The sequence below is a fragment of the Saccharomonospora iraqiensis subsp. iraqiensis genome (assembly GCF_000430445.1).
In the GTDB taxonomy this organism is placed as follows: domain Bacteria; phylum Actinomycetota; class Actinomycetes; order Mycobacteriales; family Pseudonocardiaceae; genus Saccharomonospora; species Saccharomonospora iraqiensis.
Genome location: NZ_KE387043.1, coordinates 2,308 through 9,420 on the forward strand (window position 1 = coordinate 2,308; position 7,113 = coordinate 9,420).

At 71.0% G+C, this 7,113-nt stretch carries 7 protein-coding genes; 5 read left to right on the forward strand and 2 right to left on the reverse strand.

Annotated features, from left to right (window positions below; translation table 11 throughout):
- Positions 1–397 precede the first annotated feature (397 nt).
- Positions 398–2,380, forward strand: coding sequence for an acetate--CoA ligase (gene acs / locus ACTIR_RS0103355; protein ID WP_026453219.1), 1,983 nt, complete (start codon positions 398–400; stop codon positions 2,378–2,380).
- Positions 2,381–2,522: 142 nt separating this feature from the next.
- On the opposite strand, the gene ACTIR_RS0103360 is transcribed toward acs, so the two are convergent.
- The gene (locus ACTIR_RS0103360; protein ID WP_026453220.1) at positions 2,523–3,350 is read right to left on the reverse strand and encodes a choice-of-anchor P family protein; all 828 of its coding nucleotides are present in this window, start codon (positions 3,348–3,350) and stop codon (positions 2,523–2,525) included.
- Positions 3,351–3,413: 63 nt separating this feature from the next.
- Positions 3,414–4,175, reverse strand: a complete 762-nt coding sequence (locus ACTIR_RS0103365; protein ID WP_026453221.1) for a L,D-transpeptidase — start codon at positions 4,173–4,175, stop codon at positions 3,414–3,416.
- 653 nt (positions 4,176–4,828) lie between these two features.
- Here ACTIR_RS0103365 and ACTIR_RS0103370 point away from each other — a divergent pair.
- The 4 genes from ACTIR_RS0103370 to ACTIR_RS0103385 form a co-directional block, all read left to right on the forward strand.
- A complete protein-coding gene (locus ACTIR_RS0103370; protein ID WP_026453222.1) occupies positions 4,829–5,329 on the forward strand; it encodes a DUF6319 family protein in 501 nt (166 codons plus the stop codon).
- 82 nt (positions 5,330–5,411) lie between these two features.
- Positions 5,412–6,140, forward strand: coding sequence for a VIT1/CCC1 transporter family protein (locus tag ACTIR_RS0103375; protein ID WP_034238146.1), 729 nt, complete (start codon positions 5,412–5,414; stop codon positions 6,138–6,140).
- 47 nt (positions 6,141–6,187) lie between these two features.
- Positions 6,188–6,769, forward strand: a complete 582-nt coding sequence (locus tag ACTIR_RS21445; protein ID WP_154663653.1) for a phage holin family protein — start codon at positions 6,188–6,190, stop codon at positions 6,767–6,769.
- A 5-nt stretch (positions 6,770–6,774) separates the two neighbouring features.
- Positions 6,775–7,113 (forward strand): alpha/beta fold hydrolase (locus ACTIR_RS0103385; RefSeq protein ID WP_026453224.1); only part of this gene is annotated, 339 nt, incomplete at its 3' end.

Sequence of the window (7,113 nt, forward strand, 5' to 3'; positions counted from 1 at the left end):
CGTTCTCCGCCGCCTCCGCGACGCCGTCCAGTTCCATCAGCGGGGCGAGCGGGTCGGCGGTCCCCTGGTGCTGCGTCATGCCCGCGAGCATAGGCAGCGCCCGGCGGCCTCCGGTCGGCGGCGGTGCCGGTGTGTGCCGTCGGTCGCCGTCGGTGCCCGCACCCCGGGCCGTACCCGGACTCCGTACCCGGGTTCCGCCGGGCACGCGGACCGCGCCGGTGGACGTGCCGGCGTTCGTGCACCGCTCGTCAGCCGCTCGTCCGCCGTCACTTGTCGACCGTCGTGGCGTGGCTGCACTCTTGTGAGATGCGGTACTAACGTCGCCACCGGCGTGCGTGCGCGGAGCCCTCCGCGTGCGCGGACCCTGTATGTCGGACCTGGAAGAGGACTCGCAACCATGACAGAGCAGTCACCGGCACTCGACAACCTCCTGACCGAGAGCCGTACGTTCCCGCCGGGCGACGAGTTCGCCTCGCAGGCGAACGTCACCGGGCAGGCCTACACCGAGGCCGACGCGGACCGGGAGGCCTTCTGGGCCCGGCAGGCCGAGCGCCTGCACTGGGAGACGACGTGGTCACAGGTACTCGACTGGTCCGACGCCCCGTTCGCGAAGTGGTTCGTCGGCGGCAGGCTCAACGTCGCCTACAACTGCGTCGACCGGCACGTCGAGAACGGGTACGGCGACCAGGTGGCCATCCACTGGGTCGGCGAGCCGGGCGACACCCGGGACATCACCTACGCCGAGTTGCAGGCGGAGGTCAGCCGCGCCGCGAACGCGCTGACCTCGCTCGGGGTCGACGCGCACGACCGGGTGGCCATCCAGCTCCAGATGATCCCCGAGGCGATCGTGGCGATGCTGGCCTGCGCCCGGATCGGTGCGCTGCACAGTGTCGTCTTCGGTGGGTTCTCCCCGACCGCGCTGCGCTCCCGGGTGGACGACGCCCGGGCGAAGGTGGTGATCACGTCGGACGGCCAGTACCGCCGGGGCAAGGCCGCGCCGATGAAGGCCAACGTGGACGACGCGCTGGCCGGCGCGGAGAGCGTGGAGAAGGTGCTCGTGGTGCGCCGCACCGGCGAGGAGGACGTCCCCTGGACCGAGGGGCGGGACCTGTGGTGGCACGAGCTGCTGGACGCGCAGTCCGATCAGCACACCCCGGAGGCGTTCGACTCCGAGCACCCGCTCTACATCCTCTACACCTCCGGCACCACCGGGAAGCCGAAGGGCATCCTGCACACCTCCGGCGGCTACCTGACCCAGGCCGCCTACACGCACGACGCGGTGTTCGACCACAAGCCCGGCGAGGACGTCTACTGGTGCACCGCCGACATCGGCTGGGTCACCGGGCACACGTACATCGTGTACGGACCGCTGGCCAACCGCGCCACCCAGGTCGTCTACGAGGGCACACCCAACACGCCGCACGAGGGCAGGCACTGGGAGATCGTGCAGAACTACGGGGTCAGCCTCTACTACACGGCGCCCACGCTGATCCGGACGTTCATGAAGTGGGGCGCCGACATCCCCGCGCAGTACGACCTGTCCTCGCTGCGGGTGCTCGGCTCGGTCGGTGAGCCCATCAACCCCGAGGCGTGGATGTGGTACCGCGAGCACATCGGCGGCAACCGCTGCCCGATCGTGGACACCTGGTGGCAGACCGAGACCGGCGCGATCATGATCTCTCCGCTGCCCGGGGTGACCCACGCGAAGCCGGGCTCGGCCCAGCGTCCGCTGCCCGGGATCTCCGCCAAGGTCGTCGACGACCACGGTGTCGAGGTCGGCAAGGGCGGGGGCGGCTACCTGGTGCTGGACAAGCCGTGGCCCGCCATGCTGCGCGGCATCTGGGGCGACGACGAGCGCTACCGCGAGACCTACTGGTCGCGCTTCGCCGAGCACGGCTTCTACTTCGCCGGGGACGGCGCCAAGTACGACACCGACGGCGACATCTGGCTGCTCGGCCGGGTGGACGACGTGATGAACATCTCCGGGCACCGCATCTCCACCACGGAGGTCGAGTCCGCGCTCGTCTCGCACCCGACCGTCGCCGAGGCCGCCGTCGTGGGCGCCACGGACCCGACCACGGGTCAGGGCATCGTCGCGTTCGTCATCCTGCGCGGCGGGGTGGCCGAGGACGACGCGGGCGGGGCCGAGGCCATCCAGGCGCTGCGGGACCACGTCGCCGCGGAGATCGGCCCGATCGCCAAGCCCCGGCAGATCATGGTGGTTCCCGAACTGCCGAAGACCCGCTCCGGCAAGATCATGCGCAGGCTACTGCGGGACGTCGCCGAGAACCGGGAGGTCGGGGACGTGACGACGCTCGCGGACAGCTCCGTCATGGACCTCATCTCCAGCGGACTGAAGTCCGGCGCGGACGACGAGTGAGCCCCGGGCCCGGGCCCCGGCACCACGGGTGGCGGGGCCCGGGCCCCACGGACACGAGAAAGCGGCCCCCACCCGTGCGAGTGGGGGCCGCTTTCGTCAGCCGTACCGGTGGTTACCGGTGTGCCGGTCTCGACCGGTCAGGTCAGCCGGTCACCTCGAGGTTGCCCGGCTGCGGGGTCGGCTTCGGGGCCTTGCCGTCCTCGCCGGCCTCGTCGCCGTCGTCGGCGCCGTTGTCGCTGTCGTCGCCGTCGTCGCCGCCGTTGTTGCCGTCGTTGTCGTCGCCGCCGTTGTTGCCGTCGTCGCCGTCGTCGCCGTTGTCGCCGTCGTCGCCGTTGTCGCCGTCGTCGCCGTTGTCGCCGTTGTCGCCGTCGTCGCCCTCGTCGCTCAGCGCGCAGGTGGCCTGGGAGATGTCCAGGGTCTGCGTGCTGTTGAGCAGGTCGATGGCGATCGCGGTGACGGTGGTGGAGCCGTCCTCGTTCTCCTCCTGCTTGTTCAGCGTGAGCCGCGCGATGCCCTGCAGCGGGTCCGGGATGAGCTCGGTGTTCGGCTTGAGCTGGTCGATCGCGATCTTCTCGTTGCCGACCTGGAGGTCCACCAGCGAGGTCCGGGCCTCGCCGTCCACGCACTCGGCCTTGATCAGCGAGGCGCCGATCAGCGGAGCGGCGGGCAGGTTGACGCCCACGTCCGCGGTGCTCGCGCTGGCGAAGCCGTCGTCGGCGGCGGCGTTGAACACACCGGCGGACAGGATCGCCTGGTCGCCGGGGGGCAGCTCGGTGTAGACCAGGTGGTCCTTGCCCTCACCCTGCACGTGCGGGATCTTGCTGACGTTCAGCAGGCCCTCCGCGCCCAGCGCGAAGGCCGAGTCCTGGACCGGCTCCTGGGCGGTGGCGACGGGGGTGAACGCGACACCGCCGGCGACGAGCGCGGACAGGACGGTGGCGCCGACGGCCGTCGTCTTCTTCTTCGACAAGGGAATACCTTTCGTATCAGTGGGAACTGGGTCGTGCGGTGTTACGGAGGACCGTTCGGCCGATCAGGTGATGTTGACCATCGTGCCGAGCGGCAGTTCGGCGAGCGCATCGAGTCCGTTGTTGTCGATCCGGATGCACCCGTCGCTGGAGCGCTGACCGAAGACACTGTCGTCCGGCCAGGTGTGGATCCCGACGGTGCCGGGGCCACCGCCGTAGGTCTCGTGCGAGCTGGAGTGGGCGCTCAACGGGAGGACGATGGGACTGTAGTCCTTCACCTGGTCCTGGATGGACGCGATGATGTAGGCACGTCCGGCCGGGGTCGGGTGCTCCTCCTTGCCGAGACCGACCGTGTACTCGCCGATCTGCTCGCCGCTCTCGACGATCTCGAGGGTGAAGGACTCCCGGTCCACATTGACCACGTAGTCGTTCTGCGCGGTCTCGACGTCGCTCTCGCCCGCCTTGATCCACCCGGCCGCACCGTTCGGCCTGGTGGGCAGCAGGACCTGTGCCCAGTCACCCTCACGCTCGATGACCGGGACCCACGTCGGGGACGAGATCTGCTGTTCCGGCAGACGCGCGAACGCCTCACCGTCGACCTCGTCGTAGATCTTCAACTCGCGCTTGGGGTGGACCACCTCCCCGTCGGTGGACCCCTGGGGGTCCGGGTCCTCCGGGGCGTCCGCGAGGGTGCCGTAGGTGGTCGCCTCGGGAAGCTTGCCCGCGTCCCCGGAACCTCCCTCGGCGTCGGCGGCGTCCCCACCGCCACCCCCACCGCAGGCGGACGCGAGCAGCGTCATCGTGGTCGCGGCCGCGGCTGCGACCACTTTGCGGGACGACGGCCTGCGGCCGGACCCGCGGGCCGGGCGCTCCCGGCGAATCTCGGTAGTTTCCATTTCCTGTCCCTGGGGCATAGATCAACTGGGCGAGGTGGACGCTATTAAAACAAAGCCCGTTTCCCCGGCCGACAGCAGGTTCCCTTTTCCGACAAAACTGCACGTGAGCCGAGGGAACCGCCGCCGAAGGCGCGCGGCACCTTCTCCCCGGGCCCCCGGCACCGTCCACACGGCGCCCGCCGTCCACGCCGCGATCCCCGGCGTGCCAGGGAGAAGGGTATGATCGTTGCGGAGGGCACGAGTGTTACCGAGGGTTTGTTCGGACCCCGACGAGCCCGCTCCGACAACCCCTGTGCGGCGCTCTCCGGAATTACTCTCGGCAGCCGGTACGCCGGCCCGGATGGCATCTTGCGCGATGTTTCACCCCTTCGAGTGGAACGGTGTAACGCGTGAAGGAGCAACATCCCGGAAAGAAATTCGTTTCACGAAGGTCTCGATACAGTTACGGGCGCAACCCCGGGCGATTCCGTTCGTCTTTTCTCCCGACGTGCCGCGGGCGGACCCGCCGGGCCCGCACTCGAACGCACGTTCTATCCTCACCGCTCGTATCGACATCCAGCCGCCTCAAGGAGACGACACCGACGATGACCGTTGATTCCGCTGGTTCCGCCACCCAGACGACGGACGAGAGCCCGCAGGTCCCGGCCGCCGACGACGGCCCGGCAGGCGAACCGGGACCGCAGGGACAGCCCGAGGACGGCGGCACGGAGGGCACGCCCGGCGACACCGGCGGCACCGGCGCGACACCCGGGCAGGAGTCGTCCAAGGCCACGCGCGGGAAGGGCACCGGCAAGGGCAAGGCCGGCGCACGCAAGACGAGGACGGTCGAGCTGACGCTGACCGTCACGGGCACCGCCGACGGCGAGTGGCAGGCCGAACTCAAGCACGGCAGCAAGTGGGTCGCCAAGGGACTGGACATTCCGGCCGCCGCCGTCTCCCGCGCGGCCCGCGAGCTGCACGAGGACCTCTCCGCGCCGATCGACGAGGTCATCGACGCCGCGCGGGAGCAGCAGCAGGCGAAGGTCGCCCAGCTCGAGGCCGAGCTGGAACAGGCGCGGCAGGCGCTGGCCGACCTGGAGAGCTGACCCACCCGTCCGGACCACCCGAGCCCGGAGGTCGCACCCCGACGCACCGTCCGTGTTGCCGCGCCGCGGGCGGTGCGTTGGGATGGACGGGGTGAGCGATGCCGGACACCCGCACCCGGACGAACCGCACCACCACGACCTCGGTGGCAAGCTGAACTGGCTGCGGGCGGGGGTGCTCGGCGCCAACGACGGCATCGTCTCCACCGCCGGACTCGTGGTGGGGGTCGCCGGCGCCACCACCGACCGCACCGCACTGTTGCTCGCGGGGATCGCGGGCCTGGTCGCCGGCGCACTGTCGATGGCGGGCGGCGAGTACGTCTCCGTGTCCACCCAACGGGACACCGAACGCGCCCTGCTCCGGCTCGAACGGCAGGAACTACGCACGATGCCCGACGAGGAGGAGCGCGAGCTCGCCGGGATCTACGAGCGCAAGGGCCTGTCGCGGAAACTGGCCGCCGAGGTCGCCCGCGAACTCACCGCCCGGGATCCGTTGCGCGCCCACGCCGAGGCCGAACTCCAGATCGATCCCGACCAGCTCACCAGCCCGTGGCAGGCCGCGGGGGCGTCGATGCTGTCGTTCACGGTGGGTGCGCTGCTGCCGCTGCTGGCGATCACCCTCACCCCGCTCCCGGTCCGGGTGCTCGCCACCGGCGGAGCCGTCGCCGTGGCCCTCGGCATCACGGGGTGGGTCAGTGCCCACCTCGGCAACGCGCCCCGCGGTCGCGCCGCGGTCCGCAACGTCGGGGTCGGGGCGCTGACGATGTCGGTGACGTACGTGGTCGGGCTGCTCTCCGGAACGGCGGTGGGCTGACCTCCCGTCCCGCGCCCGGCGCGCCCCCGGTTTGATCACGTGGCACGATGATGCGCGTGAGCAGCCCCAAACACCACCCAGGTGACAGCGACGGGACGGGCGCCGTCCCGTACATCCCGCTGTCGTCGGACGACGGAACCGCCCCCGACTCCGCGTCGATCGGCTCGCTGGTCCACGACGCGACCCAGCAGGTGTCCACGCTGGTCAGAGCCGAGGTCGAGCTCATCAAGGCCGAGGCCGTCGGCGAGGCGAAGAAGGCGTTCAAGGGCAGTGTCTTCTTCGTCGTGGCCGCGGTCATCGCGCTGTACAGCTCGTTCTTCCTGTTCTTCTTCCTCGGCGAGCTGCTGGCGCAGTGGCTGCCGCGCTGGGCCGCGTTCGGCATCGTGTTCCTCGCGATGCTGGTGGTCGCGGGCGTGTTCGGTTACCTCGGCCTGCGCAAGGTCAAGCGGGTGCGCAAGCCGCAGCGCTCCCTCGACTCCCTCCGGGACACCGCCGAGACACTGCGGCACCGGGGGCATTTCGCGCACCCGGACGCCACCGCGGATTCCGACGCCGAGGCCGCCGACCCCGCCTCCTCGGGCGGCAGGCGTCCCGCGGGCGCGGGCCCGGATTCCCCGGCGGGGCACTGACCGGGTTGCCGAGGTCGTCCGCTCCACCGCCCGACCCGTCGTCCGTCCGGCTGGCGGGGCCGTGGACCCACCGGGACGTCTCGGCCAACGGCATCCGACTGCACGTCGCCGAGCTCGGTTCCGGTCCGCTCGTGCTCCTGCTGCACGGCTTCGGCGAGTTCTGGTGGGTCTGGCACCGGCAGCTGCGTGACCTCGCCGACGCCGGGTACCGGGCCGTCGCCGTGGACCTGCGCGGGTACGGCGACTCGGACAAGCCACCGCGGGGCTACGACGGGTGGACGCTGGCCGGCGACGTGGCCGGGCTCGTCCGCGCGCTCGGGGAGCGCCGGGCCCACCTCGTCGGG

What these genes read in the sequence shown, in the direction of transcription:
- acs (WP_026453219.1), top strand. Translation starts at nt 398, where the DNA reads ATGACAGAGCAGTCACCGGCACTCGACAACCTCCTGACCGAGAGCCGT.
- ACTIR_RS0103370 (WP_026453222.1), top strand. Translation starts at nt 4,829, where the DNA reads ATGACCGTTGATTCCGCTGGTTCCGCCACCCAGACGACGGACGAGAGC.
- ACTIR_RS0103375 (WP_034238146.1), top strand. Translation starts at nt 5,412, where the DNA reads ATGGACGGGGTGAGCGATGCCGGACACCCGCACCCGGACGAACCGCAC.
- ACTIR_RS21445 (WP_154663653.1), top strand. Translation starts at nt 6,188, where the DNA reads ATGATGCGCGTGAGCAGCCCCAAACACCACCCAGGTGACAGCGACGGG.